Raw genomic sequence first — 24,359 nt, 5'->3', positions numbered from 1 at the left:
AAGGAGGCAGGAAGGGCGAGCAGGTGCACTCATGACCGAGCGCTATCTCGGCGTCCTCGGCATGGCCGAGGCCCTCGGGGTGACCCGGCACGCGGTGCACAAGTGGCGCACGCGCCACCCGAGCGGCAGCGAGCATCCGTTCCCCGAGCCGGACGTCGAGGTGGACGGGGCCCCGGGCTGGCGGGCCGACCGGGTGGAGGAGATCGTGCGGTGGCGGGAGAGCCTGCCGGGCCGCGGCGCCGGCGGCGGACGCCCCACCGCCGCGCGGCAGGAGTACCTCAAGGCGGCGATGGCGCGCGGCCTGGACCGGGAGGAGGCGCTGCGCGCGCTGGCGACGTTCCAGGCGGAGTTCCCCGAGATGAGCGAGCCCGAGCTGTGCGCCTGGCTCGTCGAGAAGTTCCGCCGCTGATTCCTTCCCTCGCGGGACACATCATGGACAAGAGGCGATGACGCATGCACGGAAACGGCCCGGCGGTGGAGGGCGAGACGGCCGAGGGGTTCGAGGAGGTACGCGAGGCGTTCGCGGCCAACCTGGCCTCCGGCGAGGAGATCGGCGCGGCGGTGGGCGTCTACCTGCACGGCAGGAAGGTCGTCGACCTGTGGGGCGGCATCGCCGACCCCGAGACCGGCCGCCCCTGGGAGCGCGACACCCTGCAAGTCGTCTACTCCACCACCAAGGCGGTGACGGCGGCGTGCGCGCTGCTGCTGGCCCAGCGCGGCGAGCTGGATCTGGACGCGCCCGTGGCCCGCTACTGGCCCGAGTTCGCGGCGGGCGGCAAGGAGCGCATCCCCGTACGGTGGCTGCTCACCCACCAGGCCGGCCTGCCCGCCCTCGACGACCCGATCACCCCGGCCGACGCCGTCGCCGGTGAGCCCGTGGTGCGGGCGCTGGAGGCGCAGCGGCCGTTCTGGGAGCCGGGCACGGAGCACGGCTACCACGCGTTGACCTACGGGTGGCTCGTCGGCGAGGTGGTCCGCCGGGTCTGCGGCCGGTCGATCGGCACGTTCCTCGCCGAGGAGATCGCCGCGCCGCTCGGCCTGGACCTGTGGATCGGGCTGCCCGAACGGGAGCACCACCGGGTCAGCCGCATCGTCGCCGACCAGGCCACTTTCGACGCCTCCGCCCTGGACGCCGTCCCCGAGCCCATGCGGGACGTGCTGGCCGCCTACACCGACCCGGCGTCGCTGACCATGCGCGCGATGACGCTCGTCAAGCCGCCGCTGGATCACAACGATCCCGTGGAGCAGTCCGCCGAGATGCCCGCCACCAACGGCATCTGCACGGCGCGCTCCCTGGCCGCCTTCTACGCCGCCCTCATCGGGCACCGCATCCTCACGCCCGCCGCCCTGGCCGCGGCGACCGCGGAGCAGGTGTCGGGGATCGACCGCATCCTGCGCGTGCCCGTACGGATCGGCACCGGCTTCGGCCTGCCCACCCCGGAGGCGTTCTGGTACTCGCCCACGGCCTTCGGGTTCGGCGGTTTCGGCGGCTCGATCGGGTTCGCCGACCCGGACAGCGGGCTCGCGTTCGGCTACGTGATGAACCGCCTCAGGGAAGGCGTCCCCGACCTGCGGGCGGCACGCCTGTACGACGCGGTCGTGCGGGCGATGAAAGCGCGGGCCTGAGGCCGGTCCCCACAGTCCGCAGGCCGTCACCACCGCCACCTGCTCACCCGAGCCCGCACCCCCGGCGACGCGTGCAGGACCGGCTGCCCCCGCGGCGCGGGCAGCCCCGCCGCCTGCACCAGGCTCTGGTCCAGCCCGTCGAGGTGGGCGTGGTGCAGCGGCCACGGCGGATGCTCCACCAGGGCGGTCGCCAGCCGCCCCGCCACTACGCTGAACAGCCGGAACCGGGCGGTCAGGAAGTGCGCCAGCTCGTCGCGCTCCCGCTCCAGCAGCGGCACCCCGGCCTCCACGTCGGCGTCGCACCGCGCGCCGACGGGGCCGGGCAGGCGGCGGTGGCATCGGTACCGGGTGTGGCCGTCGCGGACGTCCACCGACATGCCGGACCAGTGGTAGGGCAGCCAGAAGCCGCCGCGCCCGCCGAGCGCGGCGGCTAGGCGCGCCGCGTCCAGGGAGAAGAACCAGATCCCGGTGCGCCCGCGGGCGTCGCGCACGTACGTCCGCAGGTTCGTCTCGGGAAAGGTGGACATCCACGGCAGCGCGGGAACGCCGGGCACCCGCACGTCCCGCATGAGGAAGCAGGCGAGCCCGACCCACGCCGCCCCGTCGAACGGCTCGACCCGGAGCTGCGGCGGGAGCAGCGCCTGGACCTGCTCGGGCCGGTAACGCCAGTGGATGAACGTCATGCGCTCCCACTGCTGGTACATCACGGGCCAGGCGACGCGGGGAGAGGACGGTGCTCGCACCCCCGCTTCCTGCCCGCCCCCCGGCAGGTGCAATCCGCCGGGTTGTCCGTTTCCGTGCTCGGCGACAGGGCAAGGGCGGGCTCATGGATCATTCTCAGGCGCCGATCTTGCAGGCCTTGCAGGACTACCACGACAGCGGGCAGCTGCCCTTCACCCCGCCCGGCCACAAGCAGGCCAGAGGCGTCGATCCGCGGGTCGCCGCGGTGCTCGGCGAGGCGGTGTTCCGTTCTGACGTGCTCTCGGTGGGCGGCCTGGACGACAGGTCGGGCTCGGGAAAGTTCCTGGAGCAGGCGGAGCAGCTCATGGCGGACGCCGTGGGCGCGTCGCAGACGTTCTTCTCCACCTGCGGCAGCAGCCTGTCGGTGAAGGCGTCCATGCTGTCGGTGGCGGGGCCGGACGAGAAGCTGCTGATCGGCCGGGACGCGCACAAGTCGGTGGTGGCGGGGCTCGTGCTGTCCGGGATCTGCCCGGTGTGGGTGGAGCCGCAGTGGGACGAGAACCTGCACCTGGCCCATCCGCCGTCGCCCGAGGCGTTCGCCGCGGCCTTCGCCGAGCACCCCGACGCCAAGGGCGCCCTCGTCGTGACGCCGACCCCGTACGGAACCTGCACCGACCTGGCCGCGCTCGCGCGGGTCTGCCACGAGCACGGCAAGCCGCTCATCGTGGACGAGGCGTGGGGCGCGCACCTGCCCTTCCACCCCGATCTGCCCGCCTGGGCCATGGACGCGGGCGCGGACGTCTGCGTCACCAGCATCCACAAGATGGGCTCAGGGCTGGAGCAGAGCTCCGTCTTCCACCTCCAGGGCGACCTGATCGCGCCCGAGCTGCTCAAGGAGCGGGCCGACCTGTTCAGCACCACCAGCCCGTCGGTGCTGGTGTACGCCGCGCTGGACGGCTGGCGCCGCCAGATGGTGCAGCACGGTCACACCATCTACGACCGCACCCTGCAACTGGCCAAGTCCGTGCGGTCGGGCGTCGAGGCGATCGGCGGCCTGCACGTGTACGGCCGCGACGACCTCTGCGGCCCGGGGCTGGCCTCCGACGCCGACCCGCTGCAGCTCATGGTGGACGTGAGCGGCCTCGGCACGGGCGGCTACCAGGCCGCCGACCGGCTGCGCGAGCGGCACCGGATCAACGTGGGCCTGGCCGACCACCGCAGGGTCGGCGTCCAGCTCACCCACGCCGACGACGAGCACACCACGGGACGCCTGCTGGAGGCGCTGCGCGACCTCGCCGGGCACGCCGGCGAGCTGCCGCCGCCGCCCGGCCTGCGCGTCCCGTCGCCTGCCGGGCTGCGGCTGGAGCAGGCCATGACGCCCAGGGACGCGTTCTTCGGCCCGGCCGAGCACGTGCCGTGGGAGCGGGCGGCGGGCCGGGTCGTGGCCGAGCTGCTCACGCCGTACCCGCCGGGGATCCCGGCCGCGCTGCCGGGGGAGCGGCTGAACGGGGAGGTGCTGGAGTACCTGCACGACGGGCTGGCCGGGGGCATGGTGGTCCCGGACGCGGCCGATGCCTCGCTGGAGACCGTGCGGGTGGTGGCTGAGGACCAGCCTTAGGCGCTGGCGTCGCGGATCGCGTACAGGTGGCGGGCGTGCCCGGCCGGGTGGTGCAGCCGGTCCAGCAGGATGCCCTCGCGCAGCGCCCACGGGCAGATGCGCATCGCCTCCAGCTCCAGGGCGGCCATGGTGGCGTCGGCGACGATGGCTCCGGCGAGGATCTGCCGGGCGCGGGCGGCCGAGACGCCGGGGAGCTGCGCCCGCTCCGCCGGGGTCCTCTCGCCCAGCAGCTCGATGGCCTCGCGCAGGTCGGCGCGGCGCAGCTCGCGTACGACGTGCGGGCCCGCCTTGGCCTTGGGCGCCCCGCACAGGCGGGCGAGCTGGGCGAACGTCCTGGAGGTGGCGACCGCGGTGGCCTGGCCCGCGCGGTGCCTGGCGGCGATCTCGCCGACGCGCTTGGCGAGCACGGACTCCACGTGCTCGCGTAACGACCGGCGGTGCCGCTTCTTGACCCGCTCGGGGTCCGGCAGCCGGTGGCGGGTCAGCCGCCCGGCCCCCAGGGGGAGGCAGAGCGCCAGGTCGGGGGTCTCGCCGTCGCCGTAGGCCAGCTCCATGGATCCGCCGCCGATGTCGGCCAGCAGGATCGGCCCGGCCGACCAGCCGAACCAGTGGCGCACGGCCAGGAAGGTCAGCCTGGCCTCCTGCTCCGCGTCCATGTAGCCGACGCGCACGCCCGAGGCGGCCTGGATCTCCGTGAGGATCGCGTCGCGGTTGGCGGCGTCCCGGATGGCGGCGGTAACGTACGGGACCAGCTCGTGCACCCGGTGGCGCGCCGCGACGTCGGCGGCCTCGCTGACGGCCTCGGTCAGCCGGTCGATCGCCGCCCGCCCGATGACGCCGTCCCCGCCGATGGCCTCGGCTAAGCGAAGCCGGCGTTTGAGCGTGGCCACCGGTCGCGGCGGATGGCCCGCCGTGAGGTCGGCGATGCGGAGGTGGGCGGTGGTGGAGCCGATGTCGAGCACGCCGAGTCGCATGGTCAGCCGGTACCCGCCATCGTGGGTGACAATCTTCAAGCGGACTGCTCGCGCGGGCCGCGCTTCCTGGCCATGGCGGCGCGGCCGAGGGGGATCAGGCTCGGGTTGACGTTCTGCAGGACCGTGTCCTCGGTGATCAGCACGTGGGTCACGTCGGTGCGGCCTGGCACGTCGTACATGACGGGCAGCAGCACCTCCTCCATGATGGCCCGCAGGCCGCGCGCCCCGGTGCCGCGCAGCAGCGCCAGCTCCGCGATCACCTCCAGCGCGTCGCGGGTGAAGTCGAGCCGCACGCCGTCGAGCTCGAACAGCCGCGCGTACTGCTTGACCAGCGCGTTGCGCGGCTCGGTGAGTATCTGGACGAGGGCGTCGCCGCCGAGGTCGTGCACCGTGGTGACGACCGGCAGCCGCCCCACGAACTCCGGGATCATCCCGTACCTGACCAGGTCCCCGGGCATGAGCGCGGCCAGCGAGTCCGTGTGGCCGTGCTGCTCGCCCGCCGGGCGCAGCACCGAGTCGAAGCCCGTCCTGCGGTGCCCGACCCGCTGCTCGATGAGCTGGTCGAGGCCCGCGAAGGCGCCGCCGCAGATGAACAGCACGTTGGTGGTGTCGATCTGGATCAGCTCCTGCTGCGGATGCTTGCGCCCGCCCTGCGGCGGCACCGACGCCGTGGTGCCCTCCAGGATGCGCAGCAGCGCCTGCTGGACGCCCTCGCCCGACACGTCCCTGGTGATGGACGGGTTCTCGCTCTTGCGGGCGATCTTGTCGATCTCGTCGATGTAGACGATGCCGGTCTCGGCCTTGCGCACGTCGTGGCCGGCCGCCTGGATGAGCTTGAGCAGGATGTTCTCGACGTCCTCGCCCACGTAGCCGGCCTCTGTCAGCGCTGTCGCGTCGGCGATGGCGAACGGCAGGTCCAGCAGCTTCGCCAGCGTCTGCGCCAGCAGCGTCTTGCCCGACCCCGAGGGGCCGAGCAGCAGGATGTTGGACTTGGAGATCTCGACGTCGCCGGCCCGCCGGCCCGCGCCGCCGGCGAAGATGCGCTTGTAGTGGTTGTAGACCGTGACCGACAGCGTCTTCTTGGCGTTGTCCTGCCCGACGACGTGCGCGTCGAGGAAGGCGTAGATCTCGCGCGGCTTGGGCAGGTCGTGGCGCCTGACCTCGGTGGTCTCCGCCGCCTCCGCGTCGATGATCTCGTTGCAGATCTCGATGCACTCCTGGCAGATGTACACGCCGGGGCCGGCGATGAGCCGCTTGACCTGCCGCTGGCTCTTTCCGCAGAACGAGCACCCGAGCTGGTCCGCGCGATCACCGAGGCGTGCCATTCGCAGTCGCTCCAGAGGGGGCAGGAGTGATGTTTCCAGGCTGTTTCTGTTCAAATCGTACACGCCTGGCCCTGGGGCTCCAGGGGTTCAGGCGCGCGGCGCCACCGGCGCGGGCAGACCCGTCTCGAACAGGCGCGCGTCCACCTCGTCGATCGCCAGCCGCAGCGCGCCCAGCGCGACGCTCTCGGCCCCCAGCGTGGAGGCCCTGATCTCGGGAACGCGCAGGCAGGTGCGCCCCAGCTCGCGGGCGAGCTGGTCGAGCATGAGGTCGGCGGAGCGGGAGAAGCCGCCGCCGAGCACGACCACCTGCGGGTCGAGGGCGAGCACCAGGGCGGCGGTGCCCACCGCGAGGTCGCGGGTGAAGCGGCGCACGGCCGTCCTGGCCGTCTTGTCGCCGGAGCGGGCCGCGTTGAACACCCAGGCGGCCGCGTCGTCGGTGTCGATGCCCGGCGGGGCGCAGCTCTGCAGGTGGGAGGGCGCGGTCAGCCAGCGGACGGCGGGCAGCGCGCCGATCTCGCCCGCCGCGCCGCCGTAGCCGCGCCGCAGCGTGCCGTCGATGATCAGGCCGGCGCCGATGCGCATGCCCGCCAGCAGATAGACGATGTCGTCGGCGTCGCGGGCCACCCCCTGCCACCGCTCGGCGAGCGCGGCCAGCTTGCAGTCGTTCTCCACCTGGACGGGGCAGGAGAAGCGGGTCGCCAGGTGCTCGGCCAGGCTCACGCTGGCCCAGCCGGGCAGCGGGGTGAACAGGGCGGTGCGGCCGCTGGCGTCGACCGGCCCCGTCACCCCGACGCTGATCGCCCAGACGTCGCCGGGGCTCAGGCCGGCCGCCGCCATGCACTCGTCCACCGCCGCGTCCACGACGGCCAGCCGCGCCGCCGGGTCGGCGCCGGGATCGACCGGCAGCCTGCTGGTCGCGGCGACCGTGCCGTCGAGGTCGGCGAGCATCGCCAGCACCTTGTGGGCGCCGACGTCCACGCCGACCACGTGGCCGGTGCCGGCGTTGAACCGGTAGCGGCGGGCGGGGCGCCCGACGATGCTGCTGCCGTCGGGCTCCACCACGGTGAGCCAGCCGTCGGCGACCAGGCCCTGCACGATGACGTCCGTCCCCGGCCGGGACAGCCCGGTGCGGGTGGCCAGCTCCGTGACGGTGGACGGCGGGTTGCCCCGCAGCGCCCTGACGATGCTGAGCGCGTTGAGCTCCCGCATCCTGTTGACGTCCGTCCCGGTCGTGACCTGCTCGGTCACCGTGGCACCCCCTGAATAACGATGCGCTCTTGACAAAAGAGTAGTGCGACCTCAGGAGATCGGATACCACTGCCCGTCAGGCGCGACGGCCGGGCCGAAGTCCACCTCCCGGCCGTCGATGGCGAACACGTACCGGCCCTTGCGCACCACGGCGGGCCTGGCCGACAGGTACGCCGTCAGGTCCGCCAGCTCCTCCGGCCGCAGCCACCCGGGCGGGTCGGACACGGCGCGGAAGCCGCACACCACGGCCAGGTCCCGCAGCCAGTCGAGCTGCTGGTCGCTGAGCAGGTTGAGGCGGCTGCGGAAGTACACGACGTCCGGGTCCACCTCGGCCAGCGGCGCGTGCCAGAGCCGGTGCAGCGTGTTGACCACGGCGTTGCGCGCCATCGCGTCGGACGGGTCGTCGCTGGCGTAGTTCTGCCACATCGGCGCCACGTCGGGGCCGCTGCGCAGCCCGTCGAGCAGGCCCAGCGAGGGCAGCAGGATCGCGCCGCTGCCCAGCAGGTACACGTCCTCGCCCGCCGTCCGCCTGATCAGTTGAAGCGCCTCGCGGTAGGCCTGCTCGCGGCCGAGGCCGCCCTGCCGCACGCCGGGCGCGGCGCCCGCGTTGATGAAGTCGAGCTTCAGGTAGCGGAAGCCCCACTCGTGCACGACCCGGCGGATGAGCCGCTCCACGTGGCCGAGCGCCTCCGGCTTGGACAGGTCCAGCGCCCAGTAGCCGGTGCCCCAGTTGTGCCCCGCGATCACGGGTTCGCCGTGCTCGTCGCGCAGCAGCAGCTCCGGGTGCTCGCGGGCGGTGCGCGAGCCCGGCAGCACGATGAACGGGGCCAGCCACAGCCCCGGCGTCAGCCCCGCGCCGGCGATCCGGTCGGCCAGCGCGCGCATCCCGGACGGGAACTTGGCGTTCGGCTCCCAGTCGCCGACCATCTCCTCCCAGCCGTCGTCCACCTGCAGCACGTCGAAGGGCAGCCCGTTCAGCGCGTCGATGTCCTTGGCCAGGCCCGGCTCGGTGATGCCCTCGTAGTAGGCGTACCAGCTGCACCAGACGTTGCCCGCGCGCCGCGCGCCGGCGCCCAGGCGGTCGGCCAGCGCGCGGGTGTAGGCGCCGAAGACCTCCTCCTCTTCGCCGTAGGCGAGGAACCAGGGCGCCCCGTCGTCCTCGTACCAGCCGGCGAGCGTGTCGCGGTCGGCCGTCAGCCGGGGGGTGCCGATGCCGAGCGCGCCGAGCAGCAGGACCCGCCCGTCGTCGCCCTGCAGCGCGGCGACCGCCGAGGAGTGGTGGCGGGCCGGATCGTCCCAGACGGGGTCGTCCGCGGTGGTGCGGCGCCGCGGGTCGGCGATGCGCAGCGGCGGCTCGGACAGCCGCCGCCACCCGCACGGGCTCCACGAGTTCTGCCCGTGCCGGTAGAACAGCGCGTCACCGAGGCCGTGCAGCACCGCCACGCGGCCCGGCGGCAGGACGATCCCGCCCTCGATCTGCTGGAGTGGCTCGGAGCCGGTCGGCTCAAGGGCTACGGTACGGCCTGCCAGCTCGACGAGCAGCGGCATGATGCTCCTTTTCTCTGTGGGGTGGGTCGATCAGGTGAACAGCGCGTTGACCTGGTCGTTGGCCTTCTGCAGCCCCTCGGCGGTGCCGATCTGGCCGAGGATGATCGACTGGATGGCGTCCTGCACGATCGTGTTGATCTCGTTGCCGTGGTCGGTGATGGGCAGCAGGAACGTGCCGCCCTGGGTCTTCGTCGGGTCGAGGTACGCCTGCACGTCACGCCCCTTGGCCTCGTGCGCCGCCGCGGCCTTCTCACTGGCCGTCTTGATCGCGGGGAAGACGACGGCGTTGTCGCCGACGACGTTCTGGCAGTCGGCGGAGCCGAGGTACTTCACCCACTTCCACGCTTCTTCCTGGTGCTCCGTGCCCGCGAAGATGGCGTCGGAGAGGCCGTTGATGGCGGTCTTGCGGGTGCCGGACGGGCCGAGGGGCATCGCGGCGAACGCGAACTTCTGCTCGGCGTCGGGGCCGAGGAAGGTGCTGATCGTCCACGAGCCGGCGAAGGACATCGCGCCCTTGCCCGCGTTCAGCACCGCGTCCCTGCCCAGCGTGGACTGCTTGTCGAACTGAGGCGCGTAGCCCTTGTCCATGAGCTGCTTGTACCAGTCGATGACCTGGGCGAGCTTGGGGTCGTCGTACTTGTACCGGGTGCCCCACGGGTTCTTGTCCAGGTAGGTCCAGCCGTTGGCCACGGCCAGGTCGCCCCAGCCGTTCTGGCCCTGGGCGCCGTCGGCCCACTCGGGCAGGAAGCCGTACACCTTGACCTTGGACTTGTCGAAGGCCGGGTCGAGGCCGTTGTGCCCGTTCTCGTCCACCGTGAGCTTGGCGATGACCTGCTGGAGCGTGCCGCCGTCGGCGGGGTTCCAGGTGAGGTCGGCCATCTCCTCGGGCTTGACCTTCTGCTCCTGCAGCATCGTGGTGTTGTAGACGAGCGCGACGGTGTCCCAGTCCTTGGGCAGGCCGTACCGCTTGCCGTCCTTGACCCACAGGTCGGCCAGGCCGTCCTGGTACTGCGTGAGGTCCACCTTGTCGCGGGTCACGAACGGCTGGATGTCCATGATCTGGCCGCTGCTGACGAACTGCGGGTAGTAGGAGCCGTGGTCGGTCCACACGTCGGGGGCCTGGCCGGCGGCGAGCTGGGTGGTGAGGTTCTGCCAGTACTGCGCCCACGCCGTCTGCGTGATCTTGACGCTGATGTTCGGGTTGGCCTTCTGGAAGGCGTCGGCGCAGGCCTGGTACGCCGGGAGCTGCTTGTCGTCCCAGAGCCAGTAGTCGATGGTGACCTTGCCGCCCGCCGCGTCGCCCTGTGACTCGCCGCCGCCGGAGCCGCCGCCGGAGCCGCAGGCGGCGAGCGTGCCGGCCAGAGCCAGCGACAGCAGCGCCATACCTGCCCGCTTGGTGGTGTTCATGATGCCTCTTTCAGGGGGTTATTTGATTCCGGAGAAGTTGAGTGACTGGACCAGCCGCCTGCCGAGGAAGATCAGCAGGACCAGGACGGGGAGCACCGAGAGGGTGGAGCCGGCCATGAGCCCGGTCCAGTCGGGGCGGGTGTTGGGCGACTGCTGGAGGAAGACGCCGAGTGCCACGGTGAGCAGGCGCGTCTCCTCCTCGCGCCCGACCAGCAGCGGCCACAGGTAGTCCTTCCAGGCCCACACCGTGGTGGTGAGCCCGATGGTGATCAGCGGGCCCCGGCTCATCGGCAGCACGATGCGCCAGAACACGCCCCACGCGCCGTTGCCGTCCAGCCGGGCCGCCTCCTCCACGTCCCGGGGGATGGACAGGAAGAACTGCCGGAGGAAGAAGACCGCGAACGGGGTCATCAGGATCGACGGGGCCACCATCCCGGCGAAGGTGTTGACCCAGTCGAGGTTCTTGATCAGCACGAAGTTGGGCAGCAGCGTGAAGATCGGCGGCACCATCAGCGCGGCGATCATGATGCCGAAGACCAGCTCGCGGCCGGGGAAGCGGAGCCGGGCGAACGCGTAGCCGGCCATCGCGCAGAAGAACGTCTGCAGGACCGCGATCAGGCCGCTGTAGACGATCGAGTTGAGCAGGTAGCGGGCGAAGTCGATCTGCGCGCCTGAGCCGCCCGCCGCCCGCGCCTCCTCCTGGCTGGTGAGCCCGAGGATGCGCTGGAAGTTCACCAGGGTCGGGTTGCTCGGGAACAGGGCGCCGCTGTCGGCGTAGAGGTCGGCGGCCGGGGTGAGGGCCGTGCGGACCATCCAGTAGAAGGGGAAGATCGTGAGCACGAGTGCCACGACCAGGACGGCCCAGGCCGGTATCCGCCCGAGAGTGGAGATGCGCCGCATCGTGTTGCCCTCCTCAGGCCAGGTCCGAGCGGGACGCCCGCAGCAGCCGTAGCTGCACGAACGTGAGCACGCCGAGGATGAGCGCGAGCAGCAGCGCCGCGGCCGAGGCGTAACCCATGTGGAAGTACTGGAAGGCCTGCTGGTAGATGAAGTAGTAGATGACCCTGATCGCGCTGCTCGCGCCCGCGCCGCCCGCGGCCACGGCGACGGTGTCGAAGATCTGGAACGATCCGATCAGCGAGACGACCAGCACCAGGGCCAGGACGGGCCGCAGCATCGGCAGGGTGACCGAGCGGAACATGCGCAGCTCGCCCGCGCCGTCGAGGGCGGCGCTCTCGTACAGGTGCGTGGGGATCTGCAGCATGCCGGCGTAGAGCAGGAGCGCGGTGTAGCCGGTGTAGGCCCAGGTGTTGACCAGGCCGATGGTCGGGATGGCCCAGTCGGGGGAGATGAAGAAGCCGACCGTGCCCAGGCCGAGCGCCTTCAGCAGGTGGTTGACGAAGCCGAGGTCGGCGTCGAGCAGCCAGATCCACAGCAGGGCGACGGTGACGTTCGGCACCAGCCACGGCAGCAGCAGCATCGCGCGCAGCGCCATCGACCGGGTGAGGCGGTGCATGAGCGCGGCGAGCAGCAGCCCGAGCAGTAGCTGCGAGCCGATGTTGATCACGACGTAGTAGACGGTGATCCCGAGCGAGCGCCAGAACTGCGGGTCGCGCACGAGCTGGGCGTAGTTCTCCCCGCCGACGAAGGCGGGGTCGTTGAGCAGGTTGTAGTCGGTCAGCGAGTACCAGATGCCGCGCACCGTCGGATAGCCGTAGAAGATCACGAAGCCGGCGATGGCGGGGATCAGGAAGAGCCAGGCCGCCCGGCGATCGTCACGCGGCCGTGGCCGTCTTCGCCGGGAGGCGCCGGGTTGGTTCGGCGGCTCGGCGACCTGCGACCGTTCCTCGGTCCGCATCGTTCTCATCATCGTCCTCGGCGCTTGGTGAAATTGCCCTCTTGCCACGGGGTGACTCCCGAATAATGATGTGAGGCATCGTAAGTTTGTCAACAGCTCCTCATAACTGGATGAGCGTCCCGCACCCGCTCCGAGCCCTTCCTTCGCACGTCAACCCCCATGTGGCGGGCCGTTGCAGCTCGTCCGCAGCCACGTATCCCGGAGGTTTCTCACCCATGCCAGCCCCTGTACGGCCGTCACACCGGCTTCGCCAGGTCGTCTTAGCGGCCGTGGCCGCCGTCGCGGTCGCCCTGCTCCCGGCCGCCCAGGCCTTGGCGCTCGCGCCGGTCCCCGGCGGGGTCCCGCCCCGCCCGCAGGCCCCCGCGTCGCCCGACCCGTCGCTCCAGGCGCACCCGCTGACGGCGGCGCCCGCCCCGCTGGACAACCCGCTCAAGGGCTTCGCCCGCTTCTACTGGCCGGGCGGCGACCAGAACACCGGCTACCCGCACTCCCTCACCTGGAGCTACTTCGGCCTGTCCGAGGTGATGACCGACCCGGCCGACTGCTCGAAGATCAACTGGTCGGTGCTCGACAGCGCGCTGAACGAGATCGCCTCGTACGGCAACCAGGCCGCCGTGCGGTTCTACCTCGAGTACCCGGACGGCAGCGGCAGCCACCCCGCCAACGCCATCCCGCGCTGCTTCGACGGGCACGTCACCTACCGGACCAACACCCGGTGGGGCACCACCAGCCCCGACTACGACAGCCCGTACCTGCTCGACGCGCTGAGCGGCTTCATCGCCGCCTTCGGCGCCCGCTACGACGGCGACCCCCGCATCGGCTTCATCCACCTGGGCCTGATCGGGCTCTGGGGCGAGTGGCACACCTGGCCGTACGACACCGACACCAGCGGCGACAGCTACCCCAACTACATGCCGACCGACGCGCACGCCGCGCAGCTCCTCCAGGCCTACGACGCCGCCTTCGACCGGACCAAGCTGGAGGCGCGCTACCCCGACTCGGCGGCGGGCGCGGCGACCGGCCTGGACATCGGCTACCACGACGACTCCTTCTGCTTCCGCGAAGGCTCGCCGCTGGCCGGCGTCACGCTGCCGCAGTCGCTCGGCGGCGCGAACTACTCCCAGCTCCAGCGGGCGCTCGCCGTGGGCGCGGAGAACAAGTGGATCACCGCGTCGATGGGCGGCGAGGTCAGGCCCGAGATCCAGTCGTCGGCGTTCGCGTCCTGGCCCGGCGGCTCCGGCCAGGTCGACAACATGAAGGCGTGCATCGAGCTGGAGCACACCACCTGGAAGATCAACGAGCAGAGCCAGAACTACGCGGCAGGCGACCCCAACGTGGCCGCCGCCGTCCGGCTCATGGGCTACGACCTCACCGTCGACAACGCCTACTACCAGAACACCGCGAGCGGCGCCACGAACGTCGGCGTGCGGATCAGCAACAACGGCGTCGCCCCGTTCTACTACCCGTGGACGCTCACCCTCGGGCTGCGGAACGGCTCGGGAACCGTGGTCAAGACCTTCGACACCCCCTGGGACCTGCGCACGGTCATGCCGCTCAAGATCCGCGCGTTCCCCGACTGGGGCGTCGGCGCCGATCCCGCCTACCGTGACTTCGGCTACCCGCAGTACTTCCAGACCGGCGTGAACCTCAGCGGCGTGCCCAGCGGCGGCTACCAGTGGGTGCTGCGGGTGAAGAACCCGCTGGAGAGCGTCTCCGCGAACGCCAAGAAGCTCCGCTTCGCCAACGCCACCCAGGGCGCCGACGGCTGGCTCGCCCTCGGCTCTGTCACCGTCGGCTCCGGCGGCGGCACCGACACCACCGCGCCGTCCACGCCCACCGGGCTGACCTCGCCGTCGCGCACCTCCGGCTCGGTCTCCCTGTCCTGGACGGCCGCCACCGACAACGTCGGCGTAACCGGCTACCGCGTCTACCGGGGCTCCACGGAGGTGGGCACCTCCGCGACGACGTCCTTCACCGACACCGGGCTGACCGCCGCGACCGCCTACACCTACACCGTGCGGGCCTACGACGCCGCGGGCAACACCTCCGCCGCCTCCTCACCCGTCACCGTCACCACCCTCCCGGCGTCGTCCACCGGGCTGGTCCTCGACGACTTCGACGGCAATCCGGCCTACCCGTCGGCGGCGACCAACGACCTGGGCAAGTGGACCGGCGGCAACTGTTTCCTCAACGGCGGCGGCTCTGGCGTCGTGTCCGGCGGGGCGCTCGCCCTGCGCTACGACAACTGCGGCTGGTTCGGCAGTGACGTCAACACGAGCCTGACCGCGTACACGCACCTCGTGATCCGGATCAAGGGCGCGGCCGGAGGCGAGCAGAGCCACTTCCACCTCGCGCTCGGCGGCGTGACCAGGACCCTGAACGGCTACACGCTCGACGGCGGCGGCCACCCGGCCGTCACCACCGCCTACCAGGACATCAGGATCCCGATGGCGGCCAACGGCATCAACCGCACGTCACCCGGGCAGCTCGCGATGGGCTTCTGGTACGGCGGCAACAGCACCGTCACCATCGACTCGATCTCGTTCCAGTGACCCGCGGGGGGCCGGGGACGCCCGGCCCCCTGGTTGCTCGAACCCCCATACCCCCCTTGAATGGGGACTTATGTTCCTCCGCAGGCCCAAGCCCTCCAACCGGCGCCCCACCGAACTGCTGATCGGGATCGGGTTCTTCGTGACGGTCGCCGCGTGCGCGATCACCGCCCTGGTGGTGCCCGACACCCAGGTCGAGACGCGGTTCGCCGTGATGGGGCTGGCCGCGTGCCTGTACGCCGCGGTCGCGGCCGACCTGTGGGCCGCCGCCGCGACGGGCCTGCTGGCCTGGACGCTGGCCACCGGCTTCCTCATCCATCCGCCGGGCGAATTGGTCTTCACCGGTGTCTCCGACGCGATCCGCCTTATGGCGATCATCGGCATCTCGCTGGCGGGCGGCCTCTACGGCGTCTACCGCCGCCAGACGTGACATTCGCCGAGTGAAGACGGATTGAAACAGCCTCCCCGTACCCTGACAGGCAGAGTCAAGATCCTGCGCAACCGTCAGCACAGTCTGGGGAAAGGCAGTGGCGATGCGACTGACCGGGATCGTTGCCGTGGGCATGGCAGTGGCGCTGGCGATCAGCGCGTGCGGGGACGGGCAGGGGCCGGAGGGCGCACCCTCCGGCGGCGGGCTGGAGAAGACCCAGCTCCTGATCGGCGTGGTGCCGGTCGCGTCCTCGGCCTCGCTGTTCATCGCCGAGAAACGCGGCTTCTTCAAGCAGGAGGGCCTGACCGTCAAGACCGAGATCATCCAGGCGCCGACCGCGGTCATGCCGAAGATCATCAACGGCAGCATGGACGCGTTCCTGACGAGTTACGTCTCGCTCATGACGATCAACGACTCGGGCGCGGCCAAGCTCAAGCTGTTCCAGCACACCATGGGCGGCCTCCCCGGCTTCTGCGCGGTGGTCGTGGCCAAGGGCTCGCCGATCAGGACGGTGGCCGATCTCAAGGGCAGGACCATCGCGGTCAACGTGCTCAAGACGCTCGGCCACACCGTGGTCAACGCGCACCTGCAGCAGGCCGGGCTGAAGCCGGACGACGTCAAGTTCGTCGCCGTGCCGTTCGCCGACCAGCTCGGCGCGCTGGCCTCGGGGAAGGTGGACGCGGCCTGGCTGGCGGAGCCGTTCCTGAGCGCGGCCAGGAAGGACGGCGCGGTGCAGATCGTCGACACCATCGGCGGGCCCACGGAGGGGGTGCCGATCGACGGGTGGGGCGTGACCGAGCAGTGGCTGGCCAAGTACCCGAAGACGGCCGCCGCCCTGCACCGGGCGCTGGCCAAGGGGCAGCAGGTCGCGGGCGCCGATCGGCAGGCGATCGACGAGGTGGTGCCGACGTACACGCAGATCTCCGCGGACGTGGCGGCGGCCATGCGGCTCGGCGAGTTCACCATGGAGGCCGACAGGGCGGGCGTGCAGAAGCTCGCCGATCTCATGCACGGCTTCGGGTTCCTGAAGGCCAGGCCGGACGTGGCGCGGATCTTCGTGCCGGCGGCCGGGTGACCAGGGCGGATTGCGACTCTCGTTCGCCAGTAACTAAGGTGAGCCTAACTTGATCATATAGCAGAAAAGATCGCCCATGCGCTTCGCCCTGGACGTCGCCCCCCTCCGCAACCAGGCCTTCCGGCGGATCTTCGTCGCACGCACCGTGGCGATCTTCGGCATCGGCTTCGTCATGGTCGCCGTGCCGCTGCAGGTCTTCTCGCTGACGGGCTCCACGGTCGCCGTGGCGCTCGTCAGCACCGTGGTCGGTGCCGCCGCGCTCGGCGGCACCCTGCTGGGCGGGATGCTCGCCGACCGCGGCGACCGCAGGAAGCTCATCCTCGGCGCCCGCGCCACCGCCGCCGTCGCGTTCGCGGTGCTCGCCGGGAACGCGCTGCTCCCCGAGCCGCAGCTCTGGCTGATCTACCTGTGCGGGGTCGCCGAAGGCGTCGCCAACGGCGTGTCCGGATCCGCGCTGATGGCCGCCACGCCCAGCATCGTGCCGCGCGACAAGCTCGCCGCCTCCGGCGCGCTGATGGCCGTCATGTCGGACCTCGGCTCGGTCGCCGCGCCCGCCCTCGGCGGGCTGCTCGTCTCCGCCACCGGCTTCTGGGGCAACTACGCGCTGTGCGCCCTCGCCGGCACCCTCACCGTCACCCTCCTCGGCCGGCTCCCGCCGCTGCCGCCGCCGCAGACCGCCGCCAAGGAGTCCCTGCCGCAGGCGGTGCGCGCCGTCGCCGGGTACGTGCGCCGCGACCGCGTCGTCGGCCCCACCCTGCTCGCCGGGCTCGCCGCGGGGCTGCTGTCAGGCTGGAACGTGCTGCTGCCCGCCTTCGGCCAGGAGGTGCTCGGCGTGCGGCCCGACGCCCTCGGCCTGCTGTACGCCGCCCCCGCCGCCGGCGCCCTGCTGGGCTCGCTGACCAGCGGCTGGACGGGCACCGCCGATCGGCTCGGCGCCCTGTGCACGGGGGCCTTGGCGGTGTCGGGCGCCGGGCTCGTCGTCGTCGGCGTCACCGGGCACCTCGCCGTGGCCGTCGCCGGGCTCGTGTGCTTCGGGGCCGGACGGGTGGTGGGCGACGTCATGCGGTACACGATCGTGCAGGAGTACACGCCCGACCAGTACCGCGGGCGGCTCGCCGGGCTGTGGAGCGCCCAGATCAGCGTCGCGGTGTCCCTGGGCGCCGTGGCGGCGGGCGGGTTGTCCGCGCTCGTGCCGGCCGGCGTCGTGTTCCCCGTCTACGGCGCTCTCGGGGTGGCGGGCGCGCTGCTCCTGGCGCTCCTGCTGCCCACGTTGCGGCGACTGCGGCGCTCTGCCCGGCCGGCTGACGTCGGCGCCGAGCCGGGCGTCGCCTGAGCCCAGGGACGTCACCGCCGGGCCAGGGCGTCGGTGACGAGCCTGCTCACCCTGCCGACCGCCGTCACACCCTCGCCCATCGAGCCGTGCCGGTCCGAGACGACCGCGATCAGGAACGTGTGCCCCCGGTCCCGTACCCGCCCGATGCTGTTGACCGTCCACCGCCCGCCATGCCGCGGACGCGGCAGCCAGCCGTTCTTGAGCGCGACGCTCCCGCGCCCGGCCGCGCTCACACCCCACGCCTGCTCCGGCGCCACCCCGCCCATCAACCCCAGCACGTACCGCCGGTTCTTCGCCGACAGCGGGCTCCGGGGAGAGGTGAGCGCAGTCAGCAGCCGGACCTGGTCGGCGGCGCTGGTCGTGGTCGAACCCCACGCCCCACCCGGGTCGGGCCTCGTCTCACGCAGCCCGAAACGCCTGTTCGCGGCGGCCAGCCCCGGCGCGCCGCCGATCGCGACCCACAGCGCCGAGGCGGCGGCGTTGTCGCTGACCTTGATGGCGCGCGCGGCGGCCCGCCGCTCACCGGCGGTCAGGCCGCGCCGCCGGCTCTGGGCCTTGAGCAGCAGCGCCATCACGATGTCCACCTTGACGATGCTGGCGGTGGCCGTCCTGAGGCCACGGTTGTAGGAGTAGGACCGGCCCGTGGTCAGATCCTTCACCGACATCGCGACCTCGCCGGGGACGGTGCCGAGGTAGCGGTCGATCGTCCTGGTCAGCGGCTTCTTGAACGACGCCGCCACAGGAAGCGCTTGGATCGTTCCAGGCTCGATCACCCCATGTCCCGCTCCGGTGATCGCCAGCGTCAGGGCGAGCAGGCCCGTACTGCCCCCGATGTTCATCTATCCGCCCCCGGTCGGTGGGTCCCGGCCACCCCGCGCACCGGGACCACCACCTCATATGTGTTCGGCCGCAGCCGTTTGTCCTACTTCGTCGCAGACCGGCGTCCGGATGATTCGGGGCTCAAGCGGTCGCGGCGGTGAACCGCACGGGCAGGGCGACGGGGCCGCGGGTGATGCCGGCGGGCAGCCAGCGCACCTGCGCCGACGGGTCGGCCCAGGCCAGGCCGGGCAGTCGGGACAGCAGGACGCGCAGCCCTACCGCCGCCTCGATGCGGGCCAGCGGCGCGCCCAGGCAGTAGTGGACGCCGTGTCCGAAGGCCAGGTGCCGGGGTTCGGCGCGGGTCACGTCGAGGCGGGCGGACTCGTCCGGGGGCAGGGTGTCGCGCCCGGCCGAGGTGAGGGCGACGGCGACCGCCTGCCCGGCCCTGATGCGCTGCCCGCCGAGCGTGAGGTCCTCGGTGGCGAAGCGGGCGGGCGTGGTCTCGACGGGGGCGTCGTAGCGCAGGAACTCCTCCACCGCCGCCGGGATGAGGCCCGGCCGCGCCATGAGCCGCGCGGCCTGCTCCGGGTGGTCGAGGAGCGCGGCCAGGGCGTTGCCGAGGAGGTTCACGGTGGTCTCGTGGCCCGCGACGACCAGCAGGACGGCGGTGCCGAGCAGCTCGGTGTCGGACAGGCGGCCGTGGTCGTCGTCGTGCACGCGGATGAGCTGGGAGAGCAGGTCGCCGGTGGGGGTGTGGCGCTTGTCGTCGAGCAGGCCGCGCAGGTAGGAGTTGAGCGACAGCAGGGCGGCGCGCTGCTCCGCCGAGGGGTTGCTCATGCCCTCGCGGGTCCAGCGCCGCAGGTCGGCGCGGCGCTCCTCCGGGACGCCGAGCAGCTCGCAGATCACCGCCATGGGCAGCGGCCTGGTGAAGGCGGCCACCAGGTCGGCCTGGCCGGCGGGGGCTACGGCGTCCAGGAGAGTGTGGGAGAGCCGCTCGATGCGCGGGGCCAGCCGTTCGGCGGCGCCCGCGGTGAACGCCTTGGCCACCAGGCGGCGCAACCGGGTGTGCTCAGGAGGGTCGGCGGTCAGCATGTTGCCGCCGAAGCCGGAGCCCGCGAGCATGATGTGCTGCCCGGCCGCGCGCAGCCGCTCAGCGAACGGCTCGGGGTCCTTGCTCAGCTTCGGGTGGGCCAGCGCCTCCCGCCCCAGCTCGTACTCGACGACCAGCCAGACGGCGGAACCGTCGGCGGAGCGCACGCGGTGGATCGGGCCCCGCGCGCGCAGCTCGGCGTAGCGGGCGTGGGCATGGGCCTTGAAGTCGGGGGTCCCGACGAGGATGGTGTCATCGCGGGTGGTCATGATTCGCATGCTCCGCCGATGACCATCCCCGCGCCAGTGCGCACACTGTTCGCCTTGACCTGGACCCCACTCCAGGTGGCAGCGTCGTCCCCGGGACATCACGCGGCACGAGGGAGTTGAACATGATCGTCCGGGAGCTGGGGCGCAGCGGCATCCAGGTGAGCGCCGTCGGGTTCGGCGCGTGGGCCATCGGAGGGCCGTTCGTCTCAGGCGGCAAGCCCGCCGGGTGGGGAGAGGTGGACGACGACGAGTCCGTGGCGGCGGTGCACCGCGCGCTCGACCTCGGCGTCACCTTCTTCGACACGGCCGACGTCTACGGCGCGGGCCACAGCGAGCGGGTGCTCAGGCGGGCGCTGGCCGGGCGGCGGGACGACGTGGTCATCGCCACCAAGTTCGGCAACGTCTTCGACCCCGCGACCCGCACCGTCACCGGCCGCGACATCTCGCCCGGCTACATCCGGCAGGCCTGCGCGGCCTCCCTGGAACGGCTGGGCACCGACCGCATCGACCTCTACCAGCTGCACATCGGCGACGCGCCACTGGAGCAGGTGGACGACCTGATCGCCACCCTGGAGGCGCTCGTCGACGACGGGCTGATCCGCGCGTACGGGTGGAGCACCGACGACCCCGAGCGGGCGGCGGCCTTCGCCAAGGGGCCGCACTGCGCGGCCGTCCAGCACGAGCTGAGCGTCCTGCGGGACGCCCCGGCGATGCTCGCCGTCTGTGACACGCACGAGCTGGCGTCCGTGAACCGGGGGCCGCTGGCCATGGGGTTGCTGTCCGGCAAGTACGGGCCCTCGTCCAAGCTGCCGGACGACGACGTCCGGGGGGACTCGCCCGCGTGGATGACGCTGTTCCGGGACGGGCGGCCCGCGCCGGAGTTCCTCGCCATGATGGAGGCGATCCGCGACGTCCTGACCTCCGGCGGGCGGACTCTCGCGCAAGGGGCGCTGGGGTGGTTGCTGGGGCGGAGCGAGCGGACCGTGCCGATTCCGGGGATCAGGACGGTGGCGCAGGCCGAGGAGAACGCGGGCGCGCTCGGGCACGGGCCGTTGAGCGCGGCGGAGCTGGCGCAGATCGGCGAGCTGCTCCATCGTCCGGCCTGATCCATCGTCCGGTCTGATCCATCGTCCGGTCTGATCCATCGTCCGGCCTGATCCATCGTCCGGCCTGAACCGCCGCCCCGCCTCACCGCCCCAGCGGTGGGCGGCGCTCCGGCTCTAACGCTGGGCGGTGATTTGGCGGACGCATTCGTCGGCGATGCGGCGGGCGAACCCGGCCGGGTCCTCGTGCGCAGGGACGTGCTCCGGCACGACGGCGTGCACGATGCCCTCGGCGAGCAGGTCCACGGCGCGCACCCGCTGCCGCCTGGCCACCGACGGCGCCTGCTCGGGGCCGCCGTGCAGGATCGCGCTCGCCCCCTCCGGCGGCAGCGGCGACAGCCACGCGTTGCCCGCCGCAATCACCCGGCGGGACGGCAGCAGCGCCAGCGCGCCTCCGCCGGTGCCCTCGCCCAGCAGCACCGAGACGGTGGGGACGGTCAGCTCCACCATCTCGGCCAGGCAGCGGGCGATCTCGCCGGCCAGTGCGCCCTCCTCGGCCGCCGCCGACAGGTCCGCCCCCGGGGTGTCGATGACGCACACCAGCGGCAGGCGCAGCTCCTGGGCGATGCGCATGCCGCGCCGGGCGCCCCGCAGGGCGGCGGGGCCGAGGGGGCGGTGCTGGGACTGGGTGCGGCGGTCCTGGCCGACGAGGACGCACGGGGTGCCGGAGAACGAGGTGAGCGCCAGCAGGAGCGCGTCGTCGGTCTCGCCGAGCTGGGTGCCGTGCAGCGGCAGGACGTCGTCGGCGGCGTGCCGCAGCAGCTCACGAACGCCGGGCCGGTCGGGACGGCGGGTGAGGCTGATCGACGCCCACGCGTCACCTCCACCGGGAGAGGGCCGTGCGTCGCCCGCGCCGGTTGACGGCCATGCGTCGCCCCCACCGGGAGAGGGCCGTGCGTCGCCCGCGCCGGGAGAGGGCCGTGCGTCGCCCGCGCCGGTTGACGGCCGTGCGTCGCCCGCGCCGGTTGACGGCCATGCGTCGCCCGTGCCGGAAGACGGCCATGCGCCGGGTGCGGATGGCCGGGGATCGTGCACGGCGGCCGGTGAGGCCGGGCGGGGGACTGGAGGTGGCGCGGGCGGGCGGGGCGTGCCGGAGAGGAGGGCCAGGGCACGCGCCGCGACGCCGGCCAGCTTCTCCGTAGGGACGACCGCGTCCAGAATGCCCTTGTCCACCAGGTTCTCCGCCACCTGCACCCCTTCAGGAAACGGCTCGCCACGCAACGTCCGGTACACGACCGGCCCGAGAAACCCGATCAGCGCCCCAGGCTCGGCGACGGCGACGTGCCCCAGCGACCCCCAAGAGGCGAACACCCCGCCGGTCGTAGGATGACGCAGGTAGACGAGGTAGGGCAGCCCAGAGGCCTTGTGCGCCACGACGGCCCGGCTGATCTCGACCATCCGGACGAACGCCGGCGTGCCCTCCTGCATGCGGGTGCCGCCCGAGGCGGGCGCGGCGATCAGCGGCAGCCGTTCGCGGGTGGCGCGGCGGACGGCGGCGACGATGCGTTCGGCCGTGGCCACGCCGATGGACCCGCCGAGGAAGCCGAACTCGCTGACGACGAGCGCCGCCGCGTGCCCGCGGATCGACGCCCGTCCGGTGAGCACGGCCTCGTCGGTGCCGGCCTTCTCCTGCGCCCGCCGCAGCACGGCGAGGTAGCCGGGGTCGTACCCGCCGCGGTCGATGGGCTCGTCCCAGGAGCGGAAGCTGCCGGGATCGACCGTGGCCTCGATCAGGGCGCGGGCGGCCGGGCGGGTCATGCGCCTGGCAGCCGGGCGTCGTTGCCGACGATCGGGTTGCGCAGCGTGCCGAGGCGGTCGATCTCGACCTCGACGACGTCGCCGGGCTGCAGCAGCCACGGGGGCGTGCGGGCGTAGCCGACGCCGGCGGGCGTGCCGGTGGCGAGCAGGTCGCCGGGGCGCACGGTGAACGTGCGCGAGATGAGCGAGAGGGTGTCGCCGACGGTGTAGACCATCTCGTCGGTGCTGCCGTCCTGCACGACCTCGCCGTTGACCCGGGTGCGCACCCGCAGGCCGTCGCGCAGGTCGCCGACCTCGGCGGCGGGCACCATGGGGCCGAGCGGGCCGGAGTGGTCGCCGTTCTTGCCGAGGATCCACTGGCTGGTGAGCTTCTGCGCCCTGCGCGAGGTGATGTCGTTGAAGGCCGAGTAGCCGACGACGGCGTCCAGCGCCTGCTCGGGGCCGGCGTCGGCGAGGGGCGCGCCGACGTACGCGACGACCTCGCCCTCCCAGTCGAGGCCGTCCTCACCGGACGGGACCGGCACCGGCGCGCCGCCGACCGTGAGTGACTGTGTCCAGCGGGCGAACAGCGTCGGGTACGGCGGCAGGTCCTTGCCGGCGAAGGAGCCTTCGGCGGCGTGCTTGAGGTAGTTCAGCCCGATGCAGATGACCCGCGCGCCGGGCAGCACGGGCGGGACGAAGGTGACCGCCGTGGCCGCGACGGTCTCGCCGGCGGGCTCCCGCGACAGGCGGCCCCGCGCGTCGGCCCAGAAGTCCTCCAGCGGGGCGAGCACCGCGACCTCGGTGCCGTCCGGTGACAGGGACGCCACCTCGACCGGGCCGCCGTTGCGGCGGATCCCCACGATCCTCATCGGTCATCTCTCCTTGCGGCGGGCGAAGGGTGCGAACCCTTCTAAAGGTTCGAAGGTTTGTGCTTAGATAAGGACTATGCCGCAGAGTTCCTCATCCGGACAAGCCCTGACCGGCTTGGGGCAGGGCGCGCGTACCCGTGCCGAGCAGCTCGCCGCCCTGCTCGACGACCGGATCCGCACGCGCGGGCTGGCCCCTGGCGAGCCGGTCGGCACGCTGGAGTCGCTGCGCGCGGAGACCGGCCTGGCGTACGCGACGGTCAGCGAGGCCGTCCGGCTGCTGCGCGACAGGGGCGTGCTGGAGATCCGCCCGGGGCGCGGCGGCGGGCTGTTCGTCGCCGAGCGCGGGCCGGTGGTGCGGCTGCGGCACACGCTGCTGAGCGTCGAGGAGGAGCCGGGCACGGTCGCCGACGCCATCGAGCTGCGCGACCACCTGGAGGAGCTGATCGACGTCGGCGCCGCCCGCCACCGCACCGACGAGGACGTCGCCGACCTGCGCGCCCTGCTGGCGCAGCTCCGCGCAGCCCCCGACTGGGACGCCTTCATGCGCGCCAACTGGGCGCTGCACGAGCGGATCGCCGGGATCAGCCCCAACGCGATGGCGCGGGCCGTCTACACCGGCACCCTGGGCCACCTGGGCGCCGCGTCCTCCCGCCTCGACGACGACCCGGCCGCCGCCGACTACCGTGTCGGGCGCTACCAGGTCCACGCCGACCTGGTGGCGGCGATCGCCGCGGGAGACGAGACCGCGGTCCGCGCCGCCGTCGCCCGGCACAACACCACCACGTAAGAAGGGGCCC

Annotated in this window: 21 protein-coding genes; 9 read left to right on the top strand and 12 right to left on the bottom strand. The window is 72.5% G+C overall.

Annotated features, from left to right (window positions below; translation table 11 throughout):
- The first annotated feature begins 31 nt into the window (after positions 1–31).
- Both ABD331_RS10290 and ABD331_RS10285 read left to right on the top strand, forming a co-directional pair.
- A complete protein-coding gene (locus ABD331_RS10290) occupies positions 32–409 on the top strand; it encodes a hypothetical protein (RefSeq protein ID WP_344473007.1) in 378 nt (125 codons plus the stop codon).
- Positions 410–453: 44 nt separating this feature from the next.
- Complete coding sequence (locus ABD331_RS10285) at positions 454–1,626, top strand: serine hydrolase domain-containing protein (RefSeq protein ID WP_344473005.1); 1,173 nt, start codon at positions 454–456, stop codon at positions 1,624–1,626.
- A gap of 26 nt (positions 1,627–1,652) precedes the next feature.
- Here the strand turns inward: ABD331_RS10285 and ABD331_RS10280 are convergent, their stop codons facing one another.
- Positions 1,653–2,369, bottom strand: a complete 717-nt coding sequence (locus ABD331_RS10280) for a YqjF family protein (RefSeq protein ID WP_344473003.1) — start codon at positions 2,367–2,369, stop codon at positions 1,653–1,655.
- Between the two features lie 83 nt (positions 2,370–2,452).
- On the opposite strand from ABD331_RS10280, the gene ABD331_RS10275 reads away from it, so the two are divergent.
- Positions 2,453–3,925, top strand: coding sequence for an aminotransferase class I/II-fold pyridoxal phosphate-dependent enzyme (locus ABD331_RS10275; protein WP_344473000.1), 1,473 nt, complete (start codon positions 2,453–2,455; stop codon positions 3,923–3,925).
- Here ABD331_RS10275 and ABD331_RS10270 read toward each other — a convergent pair.
- The 7 genes from ABD331_RS10270 to ABD331_RS10240 form a co-directional block, all read right to left on the bottom strand.
- Positions 3,922–4,938, bottom strand: a complete 1,017-nt coding sequence (locus ABD331_RS10270; protein WP_344472998.1) for a Ppx/GppA phosphatase family protein — start codon at positions 4,936–4,938, stop codon at positions 3,922–3,924. The two genes, ABD331_RS10275 and ABD331_RS10270, sit on opposite strands and share 4 nt — an antisense overlap.
- Entirely contained in the window at positions 4,935–6,224 is a 1,290-nt protein-coding gene (gene clpX, locus ABD331_RS10265) for an ATP-dependent Clp protease ATP-binding subunit ClpX (RefSeq protein WP_344472997.1), read from the bottom strand. Before clpX ends, ABD331_RS10270 begins: the two co-directional genes overlap by 4 nt.
- Before the next feature lie 87 nt (positions 6,225–6,311).
- Positions 6,312–7,472 carry an ROK family transcriptional regulator gene (locus ABD331_RS10260; protein WP_344472995.1) on the bottom strand — a complete coding sequence of 387 codons (1,161 nt, stop codon included), beginning with the start codon at positions 7,470–7,472 and terminating at the stop codon, positions 6,312–6,314.
- A 51-nt stretch (positions 7,473–7,523) separates the two neighbouring features.
- Positions 7,524–9,020: a glycoside hydrolase family 36 protein gene (locus ABD331_RS10255; RefSeq protein ID WP_344472994.1), complete on the bottom strand. Its 1,497-nt coding sequence runs from the start codon at positions 9,018–9,020 to the stop codon at positions 7,524–7,526.
- A gap of 30 nt (positions 9,021–9,050) precedes the next feature.
- Complete coding sequence (locus tag ABD331_RS10250) at positions 9,051–10,427, bottom strand: ABC transporter substrate-binding protein (RefSeq protein WP_344472992.1); 1,377 nt, start codon at positions 10,425–10,427, stop codon at positions 9,051–9,053.
- An 18-nt stretch (positions 10,428–10,445) separates the two neighbouring features.
- Positions 10,446–11,327: a carbohydrate ABC transporter permease gene (locus ABD331_RS10245; protein ID WP_344472990.1), complete on the bottom strand. Its 882-nt coding sequence runs from the start codon at positions 11,325–11,327 to the stop codon at positions 10,446–10,448.
- A gap of 13 nt (positions 11,328–11,340) precedes the next feature.
- Positions 11,341–12,285: a carbohydrate ABC transporter permease gene (locus ABD331_RS10240; RefSeq protein WP_344472989.1), complete on the bottom strand. Its 945-nt coding sequence runs from the start codon at positions 12,283–12,285 to the stop codon at positions 11,341–11,343.
- Between the two features lie 215 nt (positions 12,286–12,500).
- Between ABD331_RS10240 and ABD331_RS10235 the strand changes: the two genes are divergently transcribed.
- The 4 genes from ABD331_RS10235 (at position 12,501) to entS (ending at position 17,672) form a co-directional block, all read left to right on the top strand.
- Positions 12,501–14,837 (top strand): fibronectin type III domain-containing protein, encoded by a 2,337-nt coding sequence (locus tag ABD331_RS10235; protein WP_344472988.1) that lies wholly within the window; start codon positions 12,501–12,503, stop codon positions 14,835–14,837.
- Positions 14,838–14,907: 70 nt separating this feature from the next.
- Entirely contained in the window at positions 14,908–15,264 is a 357-nt protein-coding gene (locus ABD331_RS10230) for a hypothetical protein (RefSeq protein WP_344472986.1), read from the top strand.
- A gap of 103 nt (positions 15,265–15,367) precedes the next feature.
- Positions 15,368–16,339 (top strand): ABC transporter substrate-binding protein, encoded by a 972-nt coding sequence (locus ABD331_RS10225; protein WP_344472984.1) that lies wholly within the window; start codon positions 15,368–15,370, stop codon positions 16,337–16,339.
- A gap of 76 nt (positions 16,340–16,415) precedes the next feature.
- Complete coding sequence (gene entS, locus ABD331_RS10220) at positions 16,416–17,672, top strand: enterobactin transporter EntS (RefSeq protein ID WP_344472982.1); 1,257 nt, start codon at positions 16,416–16,418, stop codon at positions 17,670–17,672.
- A gap of 11 nt (positions 17,673–17,683) precedes the next feature.
- Here the strand turns inward: entS and ABD331_RS10215 are convergent, their stop codons facing one another.
- Together ABD331_RS10215 and ABD331_RS10210 are read right to left on the bottom strand one after the other, a co-directional pair.
- Complete coding sequence (locus ABD331_RS10215) at positions 17,684–18,511, bottom strand: serine hydrolase (RefSeq protein WP_344472980.1); 828 nt, start codon at positions 18,509–18,511, stop codon at positions 17,684–17,686.
- Between the two features lie 121 nt (positions 18,512–18,632).
- Positions 18,633–19,850 carry a cytochrome P450 family protein gene (locus ABD331_RS10210; RefSeq protein ID WP_344472978.1) on the bottom strand — a complete coding sequence of 406 codons (1,218 nt, stop codon included), beginning with the start codon at positions 19,848–19,850 and terminating at the stop codon, positions 18,633–18,635.
- 122 nt (positions 19,851–19,972) lie between these two features.
- Between ABD331_RS10210 and ABD331_RS10205 the strand changes: the two genes are divergently transcribed.
- Positions 19,973–20,956: an aldo/keto reductase gene (locus ABD331_RS10205; protein WP_344472976.1), complete on the top strand. Its 984-nt coding sequence runs from the start codon at positions 19,973–19,975 to the stop codon at positions 20,954–20,956.
- Positions 20,957–21,070: 114 nt separating this feature from the next.
- Here ABD331_RS10205 and ABD331_RS10200 read toward each other — a convergent pair whose 3' ends face one another.
- Positions 21,071–22,711 carry a carboxyl transferase domain-containing protein gene (locus tag ABD331_RS10200; protein WP_344472974.1) on the bottom strand — a complete coding sequence of 547 codons (1,641 nt, stop codon included), beginning with the start codon at positions 22,709–22,711 and terminating at the stop codon, positions 21,071–21,073.
- Positions 22,708–23,562, bottom strand: a complete 855-nt coding sequence (locus ABD331_RS10195; RefSeq protein WP_344472973.1) for a fumarylacetoacetate hydrolase family protein — start codon at positions 23,560–23,562, stop codon at positions 22,708–22,710. Before ABD331_RS10195 ends, ABD331_RS10200 begins: the two co-directional genes overlap by 4 nt.
- Positions 23,563–23,638: 76 nt before the next feature.
- Here ABD331_RS10195 and ABD331_RS10190 point away from each other — a divergent pair, with 76 nt between their 5' ends.
- A complete protein-coding gene (locus tag ABD331_RS10190) occupies positions 23,639–24,349 on the top strand; it encodes a FadR/GntR family transcriptional regulator (RefSeq protein ID WP_344472972.1) in 711 nt (236 codons plus the stop codon).
- Positions 24,350–24,359 lie beyond the last annotated feature (10 nt).

The organism is Nonomuraea monospora (genome assembly GCF_039531895.1).
GTDB lineage: Bacteria > Actinomycetota > Actinomycetes > Streptosporangiales > Streptosporangiaceae > Nonomuraea > Nonomuraea monospora.
The sequence above is the reverse complement of the archived record's forward strand: the minus strand, read 5'-3'. Positions and strand labels throughout refer to the sequence as shown.